Origin of the sequence: Roseibium sp. (assembly GCF_965229775.1) — a bacterium.
Lineage (GTDB): Bacteria > Pseudomonadota > Alphaproteobacteria > Rhizobiales > Stappiaceae > Roseibium.
In genome coordinates, this window is the sequence record NZ_OZ245929.1 from 3,289,749 (window position 1) to 3,305,722 (window position 15,974).

The window sequence follows — 15,974 nt, forward strand, 5'->3', positions numbered from 1 at the left end:
TGAAGCGAAAAAAAATTTGGCAGTACATCGAAAAAATTTGTAGAAAGAAACTGTCGTTCATAGGAAAAGCAAGGCAGTGGCTGCCGGGAGGTGTTCTTGACATACAGTCTTCCACCCTTGTCCTGGCTACGTGCCTTCGAGGCCGCTGCACGGCTTGGAAACTTCACCAGGGCCGCGGAGGAACTGCTGCTCACACCGGCAGCCGTCAGCTATCAGGTGCGGCAGCTGGAGCAGAAACTCGGCTTTCCGCTCTTCGACAGGGTGCACAGGGAACTGGTGCTGACGCGGCTCGGCCAGACCTACCTGCCGAGCGTCGAAAAGGCGTTCTCGGACTTGTCCATCGCAACCGTTTCGGTGTTCGGGGAACGCGACCGTCAGCCGGTGCGGTTCCGCTGTCTCAACAGTTTCGGTCATCTCTGGATGATCCCGCGGCTGAAGTCCTTTCAGGACAGGTTTCCCGGAATCGAACTGCAGATGATCTCCGCCGCCTGGGCGGAGACGCTTCAGCCCGATCTCTTTGAAATCGACATCCGCTTCGGGGACGGAACCTGGACGGACGGGCATGTCGAGTTTCTGCTGAATGACCCGATCATCCCGGTGTGCCATCCGGACCTCGCGCTTGGCACGAAGGAAAGGGATCTCACGGCGCTGGCAAAGGCGGTGCGTCTCGACATCATGGGGGTGATCGACACCTGGGAGAGCTTTTTCAGGGCCTTTGGCCATCCTGTGCCCCAGCGCACCGGTCTGCAGGTCGATCAGACGCTATCCGCGCTTGAACTTGCCGCCCTCGGCCACGGTCACGCGCTCGTTCTGCAAAGTCTTGCGCAACCCTATCTGGACGCTGGCCGGCTGGTCGTTTCCTCAAGCCGCAAGATCAAGAGCCGCCACAGCTACCATCTGGTCACGTCGGGACCGCGTCAGGCACTTGGCCAGGATGCTGCAATATTCTGCGAATGGCTGATCGCCGAACTGGGTAGAACCGCCGGAAAGTGACGCCTGCCTGCACACGGACGTCGCTCAGTCCACGGAGAAGGTGAATTCGAACAGCCGCTCGATCGGGTCCAGTGGTTTGGGATCGGTGTAGCGGTTGATGTCGAGCAGACCCGCCTGGATCGCGTTCTGGGCATTGAGTTCGGACTGGATCAGGTCGATGCTTTCCCAGAAGCGCGGATCGGTCCGTCTGATGCCATGGGCCGCGATCACGTCCAGATAGTCCCGTTGGCTACGGATTGCTCTGACAGCGGTCACGAAATCAGGAACCTGTTCGGCCTTCATTCTGAAGATGAAATTCGGGTAGCTGCTGAACTGCCCCTTCACGATGGTGAGCTCATCCTGTTCCGGTTCGCGGCGCAGATCCTCGTTGAAGATGAAGGCGACGTTGCTGTGCGCCATGTCGTGGGCAATCGTGAACACGTCCGTCTTGTCGCCGTCTTCGACGACCAGGATCGAAACGTCGGCCATGAACTTCGCCCAGGGTGCGGGCTGGTCGCTCAGGCCGCGCAGCCTCCCGGCTGTCGACATCGCGCCGGCGCAGGTCTCTTCGGAGCAGCGGTTGATCGGATCGGCTACCGGCCAGAGCCGTGGCGCGATGGTCAGCAAACGCGTCAGAAACTCCGTCTTGGGCCTGTCGGTTTCAAAGCGGATACCCGTCGGTGTCGTGTCGTCGATCGGGCTTTCCTTCCAAAGGTCCAGCAGGTTGGCGAGCGGCCCCTTGTACCAGCTGTCATGGAGGGCATCGCGCCGGTCCGCCGGCAGGAAGTAGAGGAACATGCGCTCGCCTTCCCGGCGCAGATTGTCCATGTACATGCGCGTTGTCAGTTGGTGCTCGACATTGCCGAACACATCGAAACCGGCCACCAGATCGTAGTAGATCCGCTCGAAAAGCGGGAAGTCGATCACCCACGCCGTCTTGGGGATCGCGCCCTCGTAGCCGGTTACCACGGACGCGGACGAGAAATTTCTGTAAATCGTCAGGCGTGCGTTGGTGTTGGTGCCGTCTCCGTCCCAGATGTCCGAATAATCGAGACCGCCGTCGCGGGCGGCCCGTTCGGCGTAGCGTTGCTGCCGGAAGGCCTGATACTTCAGCGGTCCGACCAGCAGAAAACTCTTCAGCCGTTCCGATATCTTGTCGTCCGACAAGGCGACGGGCAGCTCCAGGACCGGGATCGCGTCCCTGAGAAAACTCGGATCCGTCACGGAAAGGTCCGCATCGGGGTCGAGGAAAGACACCCAGAACCTGTCCTGAATGACATTCACCGCAACCTGACCGTAGCAGACCGGTCCGCGGATGAAGGTGCGCACGAAAAACAGCGCGTCATCGAGAAGGAACTGGTACCTGCTGCGCGGCGGGATCGCCTGGAAAGTGGAGAGCGGGTTGCCGCCTGCCTCCTTCGAGTAGGGCGGCAGCGCGTCGAGACCCCAGTCCGGTGCGAGGAACAGGTCCCGGTAGCGCGCCAGCCGGTCAGCCCCGATTTCATAGACAATGTGCTCCTTGTGCAGGATCGTGCCGTCTATCGGAATGAGCCGGTAGAAGAAGGGGCCTCCGGGGTCGTCGAACGGACGCCGTGACGGGATTTCTTCGTGCGGGCGTCCTGCGGGCGTGCGCGAGCGGATGATTCTGAAGAAGCGCCGCGGATCATCCCCTTCGATATGCAGATGGGCAAGGAACAGGTGTTCGTAGATGTAGCGGGCAACGAGCCTGGCCCGAAGGGTGTCCCGGTTGAAGAACGTCTCGATCTCCCTGACGCTGTCGGCAACGTGATCCGGAATCCGGATCTCCTCGTTCGCGGCGGGAGATCCTGCGGCGGCCCAGGCAAGGAGCGTTTCATAGTCCCGGTCCGGCAATGGTGCCGTCCCGAAGGGCATGCCTCCGTATCTGTGGTCGGACAGATAGTCCTCGATTTCATCGGGCTTGGGGCAACTGTTGCGTCTAAGCGGACTGATGTTGAGATCGTCGGGCAGGGCTGCGCCCAGTTTGAAACTCTGCCGGCGTCCGGCTTTCAGCAGGTGTTCCAGGGCGGACGTGCTGCCCGGGTCCGCGGTCACGGGAAAGAAGCCTTTTTGACGCCACGCGGGAACGGTCGTCGCATCGATGCCAAGGCGCGTGGTCGGGGCATCTTCCAGCCGTTTGGAATCGTACACCTTTGCCGTTGTCGCTCCGCGCTGCCAACCGGCCGGAGAAGACAGTTTCAACTGACACGGAGCGTCATAACACCCGTGGCAGACGACACAGCGCTTGTTCAATGTGTCTTGCACGGACGAATGCGGACCGGAAACCGTCTCACTGGCGGCGGCCTTGTGCGAACCGGCGGTCTCCCCGGCGAGGAGGACAAGCGCACCGAACCCGGCAAGGACGGCCGTCCTCGCTGCATTCAGGATCCCGACTGCAAGAGCCCGCCGCATGCCGCTTACTGAGCCTCGTCTTCATTCGCCTGCGCGGGGTCTTTCCGGGACGGGTCGTCGGAGCCCTTGTAGGCATAAAGATAGCACCAGGCTGCGTAGGCGGTGATGGCGCCGACGATGCTCGCCCAGCCCGTGTTGCCTGCCGCAAATTCCACGATGGTCCAGCCGCCGCAAAAGACAACGAGTGCGACCCGCCGCCAGAGCGGATCGAGCCAGGGGTGTTCTGCGGGTCCCAACACAGTTTTGCCTTTCTTGTGGGTCATCTGAATTTGATCATGTCACCAGTCCTGCCCGGGCTGTCAAGGGTCAGCGTTGACGTCGGGTGAGTTCCAAGAGCTTGCAAAAACAAGCGAAACTTGCGCGAAGAAAGTCGATTTTCGCCTTGAAGTTGGCACCTGAACGCGGGAAGGTGGCACCTTGTTTCAGTTCAACACCGGGTTTCAGTCAACGGGAGCTAGCGGTCCGCGATGATAACAGCGCTTGATCTCCTCACGGCGAATGACACACCGGGCCAGCACGCACCTTCCTATTATGCCGCGACCGCAAACAGGGCGACGAACAACCCGTCGCTGGAAGGATCTGTAAACTGTCAGGTCTGCGTTGTCGGTGGCGGCTATACAGGTTTGTCGGCGGCGCTGCATCTGGCTGAACGCGGCATCGACGTTGTGCTTCTCGAAGCCAACCGGATCGGCTGGGGCGCGTCCGGACGCAACGGTGGCCAGGTCGGGTCTGGCCAGCGCGTTGAGCAGACTGTTCTGGAAGAGCGGCACGGCAAGGCGCATGCGAAACTGCTCTGGGACCTTGCCGAACAATCCAAGGCGCTTGTCCGCGATCTGATTTCCCGTCACGGCATCGCGTGCGACTATGCGCCTGGCATCCTGCACGCCGATCATCGCAAGGCGTATGTGGAGGAAAGCCGGGACCATGTCGAACACCTCCGGCTCACCTACGGATACGAAGACATCCGCTTTGTCGACGGCGATGAAATCGGAGACCTCGTGGGCAGCCCGCGCTATTTCGGCGGCTCGCTCGACATGGGTGCGGGGCATCTCCATCCGTTGAACTTCGCGCTGGGGCTGGGCCGCGCCGCCGAAGTGGCCGGCGCCAGGATATTCGAAGAGACAAAGGTCACGGGGATCGACGGCAAGGGCAACGGCCGGATCACGGTTGCAACGGGGCAGGGGAATGTCACCGCCGATCATCTCATTCTTGCATGCAACGGCTATCTTGGCAGGCTCGACCGGCAGACAGCCTCGCATGTCATGCCGATAAACAACTTCATTGTCGCAACGGAACCGTTTTCGCCTGAAGAGGCGGAACGCATCATTCGGGGCAACGTGGCCGTCGCCGACAGCAAGTTCGTGATCAATTATTTCCGCTTGTCCGCCGACCGTCGCCTGCTGTTCGGCGGCGGTGAGAATTACGGCTACCGGTTTCCGGAAGACATAAAGGCCTTTGTCCGTGGGCCCCTGCAGGAGATCTTTCCGCAGCTCAAGGACGTCGGCCTCGATTACGGTTGGGGGGGCACGCTGGCCATCACGCCGAAGCGCATGCCTTACTTCGCGCGTCCCGCGCCCAATATGCTGACAGCGTCCGGATACTCTGGGCACGGCGTTGCCATGGCAACGCTCGGCGGCCAGATCCTGGCGGAGACCGTCGCCGGGACAGCCGGACGGTTTGATGTCTTTGAAAAGCTGAACATTCCTGCGTTTCCCGGCGGTGACCGCCTGCGCTTTCCGCTCCTGGTTCTTGCAATGACCTGGTTCTCGCTTCGGGACAGGCTGGGGATCTGAGATGCTGCAGCAGAGCAAGCCACCGCGAGCGGTGATCGGCAGTTACTGGGAGGCAAACGCCGGGCAGCCGCGCCTGGATCGTCAGTTGATGGGCAACGCCCTGTTTGACGTGGCAGTCATCGGTGCGGGCTATGCCGGGCTCAGCGCAGCCTTGAAGCTTGCGCAGAAGGGTGTTTCCGTCTGCGTGCTGGAGGCCGAGCACGTCGGTTTTGGAGCGTCAGGTCGCAATGGCGGCTTTTGCTGCCTGGGGGGAACGAAGCTGGACGGACGTCAGCTGATCCGCAGGTTCGGCCTGGAGGAGGCGCGCAGGTTTGTCGCCTACCAGGTCGCCGGGATAAATCTGGTTGCGCAAAGGCTCGAAGCCTGGGGCGTCGATGCGGATCGCCATTCAATGGGTGAAATGTACCTGGCGCATCGCAGCAGGGATGTCGCGGCTCTGAAATCGGAAGCAAGCTTCCTGAAGGAAAACTTCGGAATGAAGGCGCGTCTGCTTTCAAAGGAAGCGTTGGGGGAGGAGGGCTTCGGCGGCGACGGTTTTCATGGCGGCCTGCACGTGCCTTACGGCTTTGCGCTCAATCCGATGACATACGTTCTTGCACTCGCGGATCAGGTGCGAAAGGCGGGCGGCGGCATTTTCGGCAAGTCGCCGGTGACAAATCTGACCAGGGATGGCGAACGCTGGCATCTTGAAACCATGCATGGCTATGTGCGTGCAAAAAAGGTGGTGCTCGCCGGGAACGGATATGCGCGGGAAAATGCCCCCAAGTGGCTTTACGGCCGGACGTTGCCGGTCATGTCCTCGATCCAGGTGACCCGCCCGTTGAGCGACGGCGAACTATCCGCTCAGGGATGGAGATCGGACACCATGGCCGCCGATACCCGCATTTTACTCCACTATTTCCGCCTGTTGCCGGACAGGAGATTTCTGTTCGGAACACGCGGCGGCATATTCGACGCCGAACCTGCCTTGACCAAAATGCGCAAGCGCGCGCGCTCAGACTTCGAAACCATGTTTCCGGCATGGGTGGACGTCGAGACTGAGTACAGCTGGCATGGCAATGTCTGCATGTCGCGCGCGCTCACCCCCTTTGTCGGTGCGGTGCCCGGCATGGAAGGGGTCTATGCCGCGCTTGGATGGCACGGCAGCGGGATCGCCATGGCCTCGATCTCCGGCGAAAAACTCGCCGGGTTGATCACCGGAGCGCTGAAACCTCAGGATTTGCCTGCGCCATTGCAACAGCCACTGAAAAAGTTTCCGCTGCCGCTGTTCCGCAAGCTCTATTTGCAGGGCGCCTACTGGCTGTACGGCTGGAAGGACAGGTGAGACCCGGCCGCGTGCCGGCCGGGCAACCGGTTACTTGACCTGGACGATGTACTTGTTCGAAATATTTCGGATCTTGGCCGTGCCATAGGTGTGCATGTCCATCGTGAACCTGACGTTGAAAACATCCTCGCCACGGAACCCCCTGTTCGGTGTGTAGATGACGACCGTGCCCTTGACGGGTCGGCCGGCGCAACGTCCCGCCTTTTCGCTGAGCGTTCTGGTGATCTGCTGAAACGACACGGAGCCGTTTTTCGGCCTCCGGGTGACCTTCATCTTCGGGATCACCCCGCCGCCGCAGTCAGGCCCGTAGGTTGCATGGGATCCAACCGCGCTTGCCTTGTTTGCCGGAACGGTTTCCCGGATCGTGTCCGCCATGGCGAGAGCTGGAAACAATAGAATAAGGACGGAAAGGAAGAGTGTGCGCATTGTCGTGCCTTGTGATTTTATACAATGACGCAAGCCCTAAAGAATTCGCTTCCTGATTGCAATCAAACACGGTTCGAGGAGCGCAATTTGACAGGCGCATGTTGCAGATACGCAACTTTTGATCGCGGAAGCGCTTGGCGAGCAGCCAGTTCCCGCAGGCGCTTTGTTGCCCGCGATCGAACGGCTCCCAAGTCGCTGGATCGGTTACCTCTCCCCTTGGGAGAGGTCGGCGCGACTGCGCCGGGTGGGGGGACAAGCCACGGCGAGACACGCAAGCGTTCGATCCCTCACCCTGGCCCTCTCCCGGCGGGAGAGGGGACGTTTGCCGCGGCGCTTGCACACCAACACCGCGCGCTTGCTCAGGACGTGGCGGAAGGGGTTGAACGAGCGCATTACTCGCCGGATCGGTTACCTCTCCCCTTGGGAGAGGTCGGCGCGACTGCGCCGGGTGAGGGGACGAGCCACGGTGAGACACGCAAGCGTCTGATCCCTCACCCTGGCCCTCTCCCAGTGGGAGAGGGGACGTTTGCTTCGGCTCTTGCGCAACAGCTCCGCGCGCTTGCTCAGAACGTAGCGGAAGGGGTCAAACGGGCTCTTTGGTCGCCGGACCTGGTTACCTCTCCCATTGGGAGAGGTCGGCGCGACTGCGCCGGGTGAGGGGACAAGCCACGGCGAGACACGCAAGCGTTCGATCCCTCACCCTGGCCCTCTCCCGGCGGGAGAGGGGACGTTTGCCGCGGCGCTTGCACACCAACTCCGCGCGCTTGCTCAGGACGTTGCGGAAGGGGTTGAACGAGCGCTTTACTCGCCGGATCGGTTACCTCTCCCCTTGGGAGAGGTCGGCGCGACTGCGCCGGGTGAGGGGACAAACTCCGGTGAGACACGCAAGCGTCTGATCCCTCACCCTGGCCCTCTCCCAGTGGGAGAGGGGACGTTTGCTTCGGCTCTTACGCAACAGCTCCGCGCGCTTGCTCAGAACGTGGCGGAAGCGGTCGAACGGGCTCTTTGGTCGCCGGACCTGGTTACCTCTCCCACTGGGAGAGGTCGGCGCGCATGCGCCGGGTGAGGGGACAAGCCACGGCGAGACACGCAAGCGTTCGATCCCTCACCCTGGCCCTCTCCCGGCGGGAGAGGGGACGTTTGCCGCGGCGCTTGCACACCAACTCCGCGCGTTTGCTCAGGACGCAGCGGAAGGGGTTGAACGTGCGCTTCGTTCGCCGGACCTGGTTACCTCTCCCAGTGGGAGAGGGCGGCGCGCATGCGCCGGGTGAGGGGACAAGCCACGGCGAGACACGCAAGCGTTCGATCCCTCACCCTGGCCCTCTCCCGGCGGGAGAGGGGTTTTTTGCTTCGGCTCTTACGCAACAGCTCCGCGTTCGCAGATCAGGTGCGGCGGCGCACCACGGCGACATTGACCTCGTTCCAGATTTCGAATCCGAGTTTGCGGTAAAGCCCGATCGCGCCGTGATTGTCCGCATAGGCATGCAGAAACGGTGTGTCGCCGTCAGCCCTTATCCTTGCGGCAACATGGAGGGTGAGGGCGCTTGCAAGGCCGCGCCCCTGAAAGTCTGGATGGGTACAAAGTCCGCTGATTTCCCTGTAGCCGCTCAGGTTGAGCCGCGTTCCGCCCATCGCCGCGAGTCGGCCGTCAAGCCGCACTCCGAAAAAGGTGCCGAGTTCGGGCGTGCGGTCCGTGAAGGGACCGGGTTGTGTCAGTTCCGCCAGCGCGACCATTTCCGGAACATCTTCAACCGAAAGGGGCTGGATCCCGGCATGCCGGGAAGGCGGCACGATCGCTGTTTTCTCGATCATCAGGACGCCGAGGGCTGTCTTTTCGGCAACAAGGTTCCCGGGCAGCAAAATGTTTTCTGCCTGCAGGAGAAAGGCACGATCGTCACCGGTTTGAAACAGGTCCTCGAGCGCTGCAAGTGCTTCGTCCGAATTGTCTTTTGCGGAAGCGAAAGGGGAAACGCCGGGATCAAAGCGCCGTGCGAGCGCGGTGCCCTGCGAGAAGGCGGACTGCCGTGTTGCGAGTGCCGACCAGACCACGCGATTGAGAAGCTCGCTCATGTCACGGCTCCGCGGGAGTGGGCAAGGTCATGACCTCATAGTGGGTGGCCATTTCGTCCCAGCGGCTCAGCAGGTCCCGGGCTGCCGCGGGAACGTGGCTGCGCGCGTAGTCCGGACCCTGAAAGACGACGACATCGTCGAGGCTGCTAAAGGTCATGATGGTTGCGAATTCGACCTCGTCTGCAAGCTCCCGCCGCAGAACGTCTATCCCGAGAAATCCCGGAATGGACAGGTCCTTGATTCCGGGAATGACTGTCCCTGAAAGGACGCTGAAATACCGGTCAGCATTGTCCGGTGTTGTCCAGCCATGCCAGATGCGCCTGATCACCGTGTTGTCTCCATGTTCGACGTGATGTCCTTCCAGGCCGGCAGCGGTTCGGCTGCGCGCCGGGAACTCAGAGGGCAGGCCTCAAGGGCGTCTTCAAGCTGCCCAAGCTGTTGAAGCAGGTTGCCGTCCAGTCCGGAACAGGCATCCGCGACCGCCACGATGATTTCCGGCCAGAGCGTTTGCTGCAGATGCCGTACCAATGCCTGGCCGTTTTCGCTCAGCGCAATCCTGGCGACGCGCCGGTCGCGCGGGTCCGGCAACGCCTCGACCAATCCGTCTGATTTCAGCTTGTTGACCATGCGTGTCACGCCCGGCTGGCTCAGGCCGACGGCGTCAGCCAGGCTGCCGATGCTCAGCGGGCCGTTCCGGTCGAGTGCCGCGAGAACCGGGTGATGGGATGCCGGCAGGTTGGTCTGCTGCGTCAGCGCGCTGATCTCCTGGGTCTGTGCCTGAAGTTTTTCTCCCAGCCGCTTCAACCGGCTGCCGAGCGTTCCGTACCCAAGCGCACGGACAATGTCTTCGACCATCGGGATCTCCTATTTGTATAACAAGTAATATAACATGATATGTAAATCAAGGCGCTTGACATGTTTGGCAATTAAAAATAACCATTCAGTTATGGAACAAGTTGGTTATATAAAGGGTGACGCTTCGCTTGACGCCGTTTTTGCCGCGTTGTCCGATCCGACCCGCAGAGCAATCCTGACCCGGTTGGCGGCAGGCGAGGCGTCCGTCAACGAAATTGCCGAGCCGTTCGACATGAGCCAGCCCGCGGTCTCCAAGCATCTGAAAGTGCTGGAGCGCGCAGGCCTGATCATGCGCGGTTCCGATCGTCAGCGGCGGCCGGCGAAATTGAATGCGGCCCCCATGAAGGAAGCCGTCGCCTGGCTGGAAGAATTCAGAAAGTTTTGGTCATCGAGTTTCGATCAGCTCGACACGTTGCTCGATGAACTGAAAAACACGGAAAACTGGGAGAAATAGCGTGTCCTTGCCCGAGTATATTTTGGAAAGACGTTTCAATGCACCGCGTGAGCTTGTCTGGAAAACATGGACCGAGCCGGACCTGCTCGCGCGCTGGTACGGTCCGGGCGTGGAAACCGTCATTCACAAGCTGGATGTCAGGCCGGGCGGGCTCTGGTTGAACGAGATGAGATACGGCGGCGGCTCGCACTATCAGCGTGTCGAATACACCGAGGTCGTCGAACCGGAAAGACTTGTCTGGCTGCATTCCGTGTCGGATGAGAACTGGGACCCGGCTTCCAATCCCATGATGCCAGACTGGCCGAGAACGCTCCTGACGACGGTGACATTCTCCGAGGCGGGCGACGATACCGAAATGCGCCTCGTGTGGACACCTCATGAGGCGACAGATGCCGAAATATCCTGCTTTGCCGGAGCCATCAGCGGTCTCGACCAGGGTTGGGGCAAAGGCATGGAGATGCTGGCGGAGTTGCTGGTGGAACTCAAGGTCTGAACAAATTGAAAGGCTGCCCGCCTGGCTGGCGGGCAGCCTGTCTGTCAGGGTGCCGGATGGCCCGTTCCGGCCGGTGCGTGAAGCTTAGGTGATGGACCCATAAATGAGGCGGAAATGGTTTGAGGCGGATTGCTTCTCCTCAAGGAGCGGAAGCGCAAGAAATGTGGTTCATTTTCAAGCCTTTCGCGACGCCGGGGAGGCGCAATCCGGTCAAATCCGAAGGACATGGAAATGGCTTCACCCCGTGGCGTCAGCGTGCTTGACCGGGCAGGAAGCCCGCTCCGCACACCCTTCCTAACGGGATTTCGCCATTTCGCATGCCATTTCAGCCTCATTTATGGGTCCATCACCTAGTCGTATTCCGGTCCACGCGCACGGTAGGGGGTGATTTCCTTCCACGCCTTCATCAGGGTGTCGAGTTCGTTGTCGCTGTGCGGCGCCATGATGATCTGCGGCTTCACCAGGAGATCTCCGTGGCCGCCGGTCTTGTTTGGCAGGCCTTTTCCCTTCAGGCGCATCGCCTTGCCGCTCGACGTGTTGGGCGGGATCGTCAGATTGACCGCGCCGGACAGGGTCGGCGTGCGCACCTTTGCTCCCAATACGGCTTCGTAAAGCGTGAGCGGCAGGTCCAGATGCAGATCCGTGCCCTTCATCTCGAACAGCTTGTGCGGCTTGATCCTGACTTCAACCATCGCGTCGCCGGCAGGACCGCCATGTTCACCCGGATGACCCTGGCCCTTCAGCCGGATCTTCTCACCTTCCTCGACACCTTTCGGCAGCGTCACGTTGACCGTCTTTCCGCTCGGCAGCGTAACCTGTGTCTTTCCCGAATTCACGATGTCCTCGAGCGACACGCGGGCGACGATGTCCGCATTCTTCCCCTTTTTTCGCGGCGGGGCCTTTGCGCGCGCACCGCCACCGGCAAAGCCGCCGGCACCCGGACCCGCACCTGCACCGGATCGGCCGCCGCGGCCGCCGAAACCGCCGAAGATATCGTTCAGGATGTCGTCGAAGCCGCCGCTACTGCCGCCGCCGCTGGAGCGGAAGCCCTGGGCCCCGCCCGCAGCCCCGAAATCTTCGAAGCCGGAGAAACCGTCAAACCCCTTTGACTGGAAGCGCTGCTTGCCTTCCGCGTCGATCTCGCCGCGATCGAACTGGGCGCGCTTGTCCTTGTCACCCACGATTTCATAGGCCTGGTTGACCTCGGCAAAGCGCTGCTGTGCACCCGGATCGTCCTTGTTCTGATCAGGATGGTATTTCTTGGCCAACTTCCGAAAAGCCTTTTTAATGTCGCCCTCGCTGGCATTTTTCGCCACCCCGAGAACGCTGTAGGGATCTCGCATTCACATCACCAGGTATCTAAGATTTTCCGGCCGCCCGCCTCACGCGGAAACGCTTCGGACACATGACCTGCTCCGAAGCGCGCGTTTTCCTGAGGCTGAACTGACCGGACTTATCTACTATATCGGAACGGAACAGGCAAAATTCCAGTCCTTGGCCGCGCGGATCCGCGCCACGGCTTGCGATGTGCGGCTGACCGGGGATCAGGCGTCGGTGACGCTGAGCGCCGTGACCGCGAATCTCTGGGTGATGTCCCGGCAGGCGGTTCCCGAATAGAGCCTTATCCCCGCAATGGTATTTGCGGTGGTGTGAAAGGAAAGACACCCGGTCGCGTCGAAGGTACCGGTTTCAATCTTCGTCAGCGTTCCCGAATTGCCGCTGACCGGGTTCAGCCAGGACAGCATGACGTTCTGGCTCTCCGCGCCCAGATCCAGTTCTCCGCTCAACGTGTCGAGATTTTCGGCGATGACCGCGCGATCGTCCGCATTGACATCGGAATAGGCCTGATCTGATGACGACGGAATGGATCCCGTGAGCACGGTCGGCGTCTCGACGTTGTTGCTGCCCATCGGCACGGTAACCTGTGCGCATCCGGCAAGGCAGACCGAGAGGAGTGATGCTGCGGCGACAAGGGGGTGGATCTTGCCGCGTCTGAGAGTATATGAACGCATAAGATACAATGTTTCAGACGGCCCCTTCACTGGCAGATCCTTGCCGTGCTTCAGGCAGTCGAGTTCTTCGACAGGTAACCCATGACAGACCCCAAGCTTCCTACTGAAGAGTTAACAAAAGGTGACTTTGCGGACGTCAAGAAGCCATTTGACCTTTTTTCTGAATGGCTTGAGGACGCCAAGGGATCCGAACCCAACGATCCGAATGCGCTTGCGCTGGCAACGGTCGATGAAACCGGGCTCCCGAATGTGCGCATGGTCCTGCTCAAGGGTTTCGATGAACGGGGCTTTGTCTTCTACACGAATTTCGAAAGCGCGAAGGGCGTCGAGCTGTTGACCTCCGGCAAGGCTGCAATGTGCTTTCACTGGAAGTCCCTGAGACGGCAGGTGCGCATTCGCGGCGAGGTGCAAAAAGTGTCCGACGAGGAGGCGGACGCCTATTACCAGTCGCGGCCGCGGGGCAGCCGGATCGGCGCCTGGGCGTCGAAACAGTCCAGATCGCTGGAGAGCCGGTTTGCGCTCGAAAAGGAAGTCGCAAAGTATACCGCGAAATTCGGTGTCGGCGACATTCCGCGCCCGGAGCACTGGTCCGGACTGCGTCTTGTGCCCACGTCGATCGAATTCTGGCATGACAGACCGTTCCGGCTGCACGACCGGATCGTGTTTTCGCGCAGCGCCGCCGACCAGCCCTGGGAGAAGGACAGGCTTTACCCGTGAGAACGGACGAGGCGGCGCTGAAAATCCGTCATGATCCGCATCACAAGAGGCGTTTCCAGCGGAAAAATAGGAACGTTGCCACAACCGACACGAACATCATTCCGAGCGAGAACAGAAACCCCTGTTCCCATTTGAGTTCGGGCATGTTGGTGAAATTCATGCCGTAGATGGACGCAATCAGCGTCGGGGGCAGGAACACGAGACCGAGAACAGTGAAGATCTTCGAGATCTGATTCTGTTCCAGCGTGACGAGGCCGACGGTCGCATCCAGCAGAAATGCGAGCTTGTTGTCCATCGCATCGGCGTGTTCCTTGATGGATCGCACATCACGCCCGTAGGTCTTGACCTCCGCTGCCTGGTCCTCGCCCAGGCCGACCCGCTTCGCATTCGTGTTGAGGAACAGCAGCGCGCGCGACAGGCTCGTGCACACGTCGTGCATCTTGGCGACGTGCAGGCCGACCTGTCCCAGTTGCTTGATGGCCACCTGGTAGCTTGCCGTCTTGCGCATGTTGAGGCCGTCTCCGAACACCTGGACGGCCAGTTCGTCATAACGGGCCGACGCGTTTTCCATTTCGTCGGCACAGCGGTCCACGATGATGTCGAGCAGGGCAAACAGCACCGCCGGCCCCAGATGGGCGATCGTGGCATCGCCCTGGACCTTCTTTGACAGGAGGGCGATCGACTTTGGCTCGCCGTACCGGACGGTCACAAGCCGCTTTGAGCTGAGAACGAAGGTTACGGAAGACAGGATCGGGTCGAGCGTGCGCGTGGCCATCGGCATCTGAACCGTCATGACGAGCGCGCCGGGCTCGGCGTAAAGCCGTTCGGACGTTTCTATGGAGGCGATTTCGTCCCGTGTCGGAATTTCCGCGCCCATCAGTTTCTCGGCGGCTTTCTGCTCTTCCCGGGTCGGCGAGATGAGGTCGATCCACACGGACGTGGAGGGCAAGGCCGTATCGGGGGCGAGTTCAATGCGTTCAAGACCATTCACGGAAGGGCAGTAGGCAATGATCATCAAGTCAGACTCCGCACGGTCAGGCCACGCATCGCCGGCCTGCATCTTGTTCCGTATCTGGCAAGAAACTGACGTTGGCCGCATGCACCCGGCGTCCGGGCGGAACCGGTGGCATGTGCAGGACACTCCGCGAAGGGCGCATGACCTGCAGTGCCATCCACAAGGGACCCGTGTCCCCCGGACGCGGTGTTCGTGAGCGTTTGTGCGCGCACGTGCCACGGCAAACCGGAGGTGCCGATCCGTAAGCGACCTGGGTCGAACGCGATTCTCGACAGACCTTATTGGGCGCAGTTTGCCCAACACGTTGGCACACGGCAAGCGTGTTGGAACCCGGAAGGATGCGGTTCGCAGTTCGCGTGGACCGAAATATGGTCCCTTTTCATCGTGCCGCGCTGCGGCGGTCGATTACTTGTTTTTCTTTGTCGAAGCGCCCGCATTCTTGCAAAGGGCGGCTGCATTCAGTGCAGCGATTCCGACAGGCTTATATTGATTTTCCAATTTGGCTCCCGCCGGTACTTCTGCAGCCGGTTGGGATGTTTGCTCAGACATTTTTCCAAGGTCCGTTGTTGTTACCAGTTCCCGCTCACTGGCGTTTCGATGCGCGGATAATTGCGGGCCGCGTGCATGTCGTGTCCAATTGCGGCATTCAAAGGGCAAGCTTCTGCAAACCTCAGAAAATTCGCAACCAGCATGGGAATGATGCGCTTCTTTAGCCGTCTCAGCCAGTCAAATTCTATAACAGGATGTAACGCTAGGGCAGCGAATTTGAAGTAATGGATTAAGTAAAATTTAACTTTCTTTTATGCTGGCGGCCACTTGAGGCAAGTAGGCGCGGCGGTTCACAAGATATAGGAGCGATAGGAAGAGGGAGATCTGCGCATCAGGGCGAAAGCAATGCCCTTCATACATCTCGCGATTGCAAGCATTCCGGTGAGAAGGGTTAGTAATAGGCCCGCAAGAATGAGGTTTGTTGAAAAATCTGCTCCCAGGATAATCATGATTCCACCGGAACAACTCCCGATAACCATCAGGGCAATTGTCGTTCTGATGTAATAGTAGTGAGAGAAGAGATTTTCTTCTTCCTGGTTGGCGTAACTTGCTGAAAAAAGCAATGCCAGCGGCACCAGCAAGACAGTGCATGTCGAGATGTAACAGAGCACGATGTTGACGAAGCCGGGTGCAAAGAGGCCTTTGGCGCTGACAGTGTCTGCCTGCCGGTGCGCATCTGAATCGTGGTAGATTTCGTCGGTGGAGTGTCGCGAGTTCATTCCAATCGTGCACGGCTCCTTGCTTTTAAGTCTTTCTTCCCACCTCGGACGCAGAATGATTCGTACCTTGACGCAAGGAATTATGAAGTGCGCGCCGTAAATTATGAAGTGCGCGCCGTATAAGTGAAGTTCTAATTTGACAAAT

Annotated in this window: 16 protein-coding genes; 6 read left to right on the forward strand and 10 right to left on the reverse strand. The window is 60.1% G+C overall.

Annotated features, from left to right (window positions below):
• The first annotated feature begins 96 nt into the window (after positions 1-96).
• The gene (locus ACO07N_RS14940) at positions 97-993 is read left to right on the forward strand and encodes a LysR family transcriptional regulator (protein ID WP_421981776.1); all 897 of its coding nucleotides are present in this window, start codon (positions 97-99) and stop codon (positions 991-993) included.
• A gap of 24 nt (positions 994-1,017) precedes the next feature.
• Here the strand turns inward: ACO07N_RS14940 and ACO07N_RS14945 are convergent, their stop codons facing one another.
• A complete protein-coding gene (locus ACO07N_RS14945; RefSeq protein ID WP_421981777.1) occupies positions 1,018-3,402 on the reverse strand; it encodes a fatty acid cis/trans isomerase in 2,385 nt (794 codons plus the stop codon).
• 5 nt (positions 3,403-3,407) lie between these two features.
• Complete coding sequence (locus tag ACO07N_RS14950) at positions 3,408-3,641, reverse strand: hypothetical protein (RefSeq protein WP_421981778.1); 234 nt, start codon at positions 3,639-3,641, stop codon at positions 3,408-3,410.
• Between the two features lie 228 nt (positions 3,642-3,869).
• Here ACO07N_RS14950 and ACO07N_RS14955 point away from each other — a divergent pair, with 228 nt between their 5' ends.
• Together ACO07N_RS14955 and ACO07N_RS14960 are read left to right on the forward strand one after the other, a co-directional pair.
• Complete coding sequence (locus ACO07N_RS14955; protein ID WP_421981779.1) at positions 3,870-5,195, forward strand: NAD(P)/FAD-dependent oxidoreductase; 1,326 nt, start codon at positions 3,870-3,872, stop codon at positions 5,193-5,195.
• Position 5,196: 1 nt separating this feature from the next.
• Positions 5,197-6,519 (forward strand): NAD(P)/FAD-dependent oxidoreductase, encoded by a 1,323-nt coding sequence (locus tag ACO07N_RS14960; RefSeq protein ID WP_421981780.1) that lies wholly within the window; start codon positions 5,197-5,199, stop codon positions 6,517-6,519.
• A 30-nt stretch (positions 6,520-6,549) separates the two neighbouring features.
• Here the strand turns inward: ACO07N_RS14960 and ACO07N_RS14965 are convergent, their stop codons facing one another.
• The 4 genes from ACO07N_RS14965 to ACO07N_RS14980 form a co-directional block, all read right to left on the reverse strand.
• Positions 6,550-6,945, reverse strand: coding sequence for a hypothetical protein (locus tag ACO07N_RS14965; protein WP_421981781.1), 396 nt, complete (start codon positions 6,943-6,945; stop codon positions 6,550-6,552).
• 1,383 nt (positions 6,946-8,328) lie between these two features.
• Positions 8,329-9,015, reverse strand: coding sequence for a GNAT family N-acetyltransferase (locus ACO07N_RS14970; protein WP_421981782.1), 687 nt, complete (start codon positions 9,013-9,015; stop codon positions 8,329-8,331).
• 1 nt (position 9,016) lies between these two features.
• Entirely contained in the window at positions 9,017-9,343 is a 327-nt protein-coding gene (locus ACO07N_RS14975; RefSeq protein WP_421981783.1) for an antibiotic biosynthesis monooxygenase family protein, read from the reverse strand.
• The gene (locus ACO07N_RS14980) at positions 9,340-9,870 is read right to left on the reverse strand and encodes a MarR family winged helix-turn-helix transcriptional regulator (protein WP_421981784.1); all 531 of its coding nucleotides are present in this window, start codon (positions 9,868-9,870) and stop codon (positions 9,340-9,342) included. Before ACO07N_RS14980 ends, ACO07N_RS14975 begins: the two co-directional genes overlap by 4 nt.
• Before the next feature lie 91 nt (positions 9,871-9,961).
• On the opposite strand from ACO07N_RS14980, the gene ACO07N_RS14985 reads away from it, so the two are divergent.
• Entirely contained in the window at positions 9,962-10,324 is a 363-nt protein-coding gene (locus tag ACO07N_RS14985) for an ArsR/SmtB family transcription factor (RefSeq protein ID WP_421981785.1), read from the forward strand.
• A gap of 1 nt (position 10,325) precedes the next feature.
• The gene (locus ACO07N_RS14990; protein WP_421981786.1) at positions 10,326-10,817 is read left to right on the forward strand and encodes an SRPBCC family protein; all 492 of its coding nucleotides are present in this window, start codon (positions 10,326-10,328) and stop codon (positions 10,815-10,817) included.
• A 350-nt stretch (positions 10,818-11,167) separates the two neighbouring features.
• On the opposite strand, the gene ACO07N_RS14995 is transcribed toward ACO07N_RS14990, so the two are convergent.
• Together ACO07N_RS14995 and ACO07N_RS15000 are read right to left on the reverse strand one after the other, a co-directional pair.
• Positions 11,168-12,160 (reverse strand): DnaJ C-terminal domain-containing protein, encoded by a 993-nt coding sequence (locus ACO07N_RS14995; RefSeq protein ID WP_421981787.1) that lies wholly within the window; start codon positions 12,158-12,160, stop codon positions 11,168-11,170.
• 201 nt (positions 12,161-12,361) lie between these two features.
• A complete protein-coding gene (locus tag ACO07N_RS15000; RefSeq protein WP_421981788.1) occupies positions 12,362-12,829 on the reverse strand; it encodes an RT0821/Lpp0805 family surface protein in 468 nt (155 codons plus the stop codon).
• A gap of 81 nt (positions 12,830-12,910) precedes the next feature.
• Between ACO07N_RS15000 and pdxH the strand changes: the two genes are divergently transcribed.
• Positions 12,911-13,546, forward strand: coding sequence for a pyridoxamine 5'-phosphate oxidase (gene pdxH / locus ACO07N_RS15005; RefSeq protein WP_421981789.1), 636 nt, complete (start codon positions 12,911-12,913; stop codon positions 13,544-13,546).
• 40 nt (positions 13,547-13,586) lie between these two features.
• Here pdxH and ACO07N_RS15010 read toward each other — a convergent pair whose 3' ends face one another.
• Both ACO07N_RS15010 and ACO07N_RS15015 read right to left on the reverse strand, forming a co-directional pair.
• On the reverse strand, positions 13,587-14,561 hold the full coding sequence (locus ACO07N_RS15010; RefSeq protein WP_421981790.1) for a magnesium transporter CorA family protein: 975 nt from the start codon (positions 14,559-14,561) through the stop codon (positions 13,587-13,589).
• A gap of 839 nt (positions 14,562-15,400) precedes the next feature.
• Positions 15,401-15,829, reverse strand: coding sequence for a hypothetical protein (locus ACO07N_RS15015; protein WP_421981791.1), 429 nt, complete (start codon positions 15,827-15,829; stop codon positions 15,401-15,403).
• Positions 15,830-15,974 lie beyond the last annotated feature (145 nt).